The following is a 2,761-nucleotide window of genomic DNA, read 5'->3' on the forward strand; positions in this document are numbered from 1 at the left end:
AACCTGTTGAGTGTATCGTAGAACTGCCCAACATCTTCTTGTGAGTTCGTCGCTATTTCTGTAATGTTCTCAGAGTTTCCTTGAATCTCATTTGCCTCTTGTTTGAGTGTATTTGTCGTGATGGCTATCTCTTGCGTTGCCTTTTGCGTACGCTCGGCAAGCTTTCTTACTTCATCTGCAACTACGGCAAAACCTCGTCCATGTTCTCCTGCACGAGCGGCTTCTATGGCTGCGTTTAGTGCAAGCAAGTTTGTCTGATCAGCGATGTCTTTTATAAGGTCAACCACCGCAGTGATCTCATTGGTACGCTCAGTGAGTGAGACTATGGAATCATTTGAGTTTGTAATAAGCTCAATGAGTTCATCAAGTCTGTCTTTAATATTTTGTACAACTTCTTGAGATTGGAGTGCCTCTGCTGCCGTCTCTTTTGTTGAGTCGTTGATCTTTTTCAAAACATCGACATTGTCAATGATGTCTTGTTGGATGATATGCAGACCTTTTGAGATTCCCCCTTGCGAATTGTCATTAAACTCTTTGGAAATCGCTGTTTTTTGTGCGTCCATATAGGAGTTTGCTACAGCAGCTATCGCTGCGTTTAGATCTGGTACAGCATTTCTAAAGTCACCTTTATACCCATCTTCTAAAATGTCACGATTCTTTTTCCCTGCATTTGCAGCTGCAACAGATGCCTGAATATCACGCATAAACTGCTCTGTCTGGTCAAGCATATCATTAACACCCCATGCAACTGCCTGCATCGTATGTGTTTCATCTATATCTGTAATACGATGAGAAAGCTCTCCTCGCCCAGCTTTAATAAGTACATCACGCACCTGACGAATAAGTGCATCGTTAAATATTTTGTCACAGACATCACCTTTATCAAAAAGTGTCAAAAGCAATGTTGCTATTGCTCCAGCAAAAACAACTCCTGCTGCGATGTATTCTCCCTCATATCCAAAGTAGATAATAATAGCTAAGAGTAGTGCATAAAGCCCACTATGCTGTTTAGTGCTGTAAATTGAAGACAAAATCGTCATAACTCTCTCCCTTCTCTTTTAATATTGTATTAAGTAATTTTTCAGAAGATTCCATGCCACCGCTCTGTTCTGCTGCAAAAAGCTGTTTATAGAGTTCAGGAATAACCTGCATTGATTTTGCAGAGGGTTTGCGTCTGACTGAGTGTAGGTCTATGACATTGCCATTTTTATCAAGCGTGACCGTTACATTGGCAAGTACCCAGTAAAAAGAGCCATCTTTACACATATTTTTTACATATGCAAATATCTCTTGTTTTGCCTTTACTCTATCCCATAGATATTTAAAGATTATTTTTGGCATCTGAGGATGTCTGAGAATCGAGTGGGGTTTTCCAAGCAGTTCAGATTCAGAATATCCCGATATTTTTATAAAGATTTTATTCCCATAAATTATGCGTCCGCTTGCATCAGTTTTCGAAACTATGAACTCATCTGCCGAAAGCTGTTTTTCATTGTTATTTGGTGCTGTTTTAGCCATCTACACTCCTATGTGTTTATTACAAAACATAATAATTTTAGTCCCAAAAGTCTAAAAGATAGTTTAAAATTTTGCCAAACTTTTAAATAATTTGATTTTTTTGTGATAGCTGTCTATTTCGCTACAATACATCTATGAAAATACTATTATTAGAAGATGACACGGCGTTGGCAAGCATTTTGGTGGACTACCTAGAAGACGAATATGAAGTCACGCAAATATACAGCATGAAACAAGCGCTGCGTTTAAGCGAAGAGGAAAACTATGACCTTTATATTTTTGACATCAATGTTCCTGATGGAGATGGCATTTCACTTTTAAAAGAATTGCGTGACTTTCAAGATGAAACTCCTGCCATATTTATTACTGCGTTTGAGAGTACCAAGTACCTCAAATCTGCCTTTGAATCAGGTGCAAATGACTTCATACGAAAACCTTTTGATCTTGAAGAGCTTACCCAGCGAATAGAGAACATCAAACGCCACTTTGGACTTGAAGGAGTTCTAAAAATAACCCCAACACTAGAGTTTGATGTCAAAACACATACACTTTTTGATGCGCAGAAGAGGGTCCATCTCACACATAAAGAGAGTGAATGCCTACACTACTTCTATAAGAATAGACACCGCATTGTCAGCTCTGATGAGCTGCTACAAAACTTTTGGGAGTTCGATGAGATGCCAGGAGATGATGCCATCCGTACCATTGTCAAAAATCTTCGTAAACATATAGGAAAAGATCACATTGTAAATATTCGAGGAGAAGGATATAAGTTTGAATGAGTTGGAAAAAAGGTCGTTTTACTCATTTTTAGCCCTGTATCTCAGCTCTTCTGCCATATTTATACTACTGCTTGGCTACTGGTACTACGATGCACAAAAAAATGCACTTGAGAGCGAAACCTACTACAAGTTAGAACATATCGCTGACAAACTCGCAGGAAACATTATCAATGCACAGATGAAGGGAACTGTCCTTCAATTACCAGAGCAAAAAGGCTTTGAGTACAGCCTCATTCCTACGCAAGATCGCGAAAATTATCATGTCGGTTACTTTAAAAAAGATGGACAAAAAGTCTTAGTATCTGCTGCACCACAAGAGCATCTCAACATTGAATATGTAGTAGTGCGTACAAAAAGCTACTTCACAAAGCTACACACTCTGCAAACGCAAGTCATTACTGTTATGGGTATTAGCTTTATATTTATCGTACTTATCTCCTTTTTTCTTGCCAAACTCTTTA

General features: G+C 38.6%; 3 protein-coding genes and 1 pseudogene. 2 read left to right on the forward strand and 2 right to left on the reverse strand.

Annotated elements, in window-relative coordinates:
• A partial coding sequence (locus MVY38_RS11045) for a methyl-accepting chemotaxis protein (RefSeq protein ID WP_366939775.1) occupies positions 1 to 1,040 on the reverse strand: 1,040 nt, incomplete at its 3' end.
• Complete coding sequence (locus MVY38_RS06870; RefSeq protein ID WP_297484635.1) at positions 1,009 to 1,518, reverse strand: PAS domain-containing protein; 510 nt, start codon at positions 1,516 to 1,518, stop codon at positions 1,009 to 1,011. The genes MVY38_RS11045 and MVY38_RS06870, both read right to left, overlap by 32 nt.
• 134 nt (positions 1,519 to 1,652) lie before the next feature.
• Between MVY38_RS06870 and MVY38_RS06875 the strand changes: the two genes are divergently transcribed.
• Both MVY38_RS06875 and MVY38_RS06880 read left to right on the forward strand, forming a co-directional pair.
• Positions 1,653 to 2,300 carry a response regulator transcription factor gene (locus tag MVY38_RS06875; RefSeq protein ID WP_297484637.1) on the forward strand — a complete coding sequence of 216 codons (648 nt, stop codon included), beginning with the start codon at positions 1,653 to 1,655 and terminating at the stop codon, positions 2,298 to 2,300.
• Positions 2,293 to 2,761 (forward strand): annotated as a pseudogene (locus MVY38_RS06880) (sensor histidine kinase); the annotation flags it as partial. The gene MVY38_RS06875 and the pseudogene MVY38_RS06880, both read left to right, overlap by 8 nt.

It is taken from the genome of Sulfurimonas sp., from assembly GCF_027056685.1.
Classification (GTDB): domain Bacteria; phylum Campylobacterota; class Campylobacteria; order Campylobacterales; family Sulfurimonadaceae; genus Sulfurimonas.

Bases quoted from the DNA above. Each gene is read 5' to 3' on its own strand.
- MVY38_RS06875 (WP_297484637.1), top strand. From the start codon at position 1,653: ATGAAAATACTATTATTAGAAGATGACACGGCGTTGGCAAGCATTTTG.
- MVY38_RS06870 (WP_297484635.1), bottom strand. From the start codon at position 1,518: ATGGCTAAAACAGCACCAAATAACAATGAAAAACAGCTTTCGGCAGAT.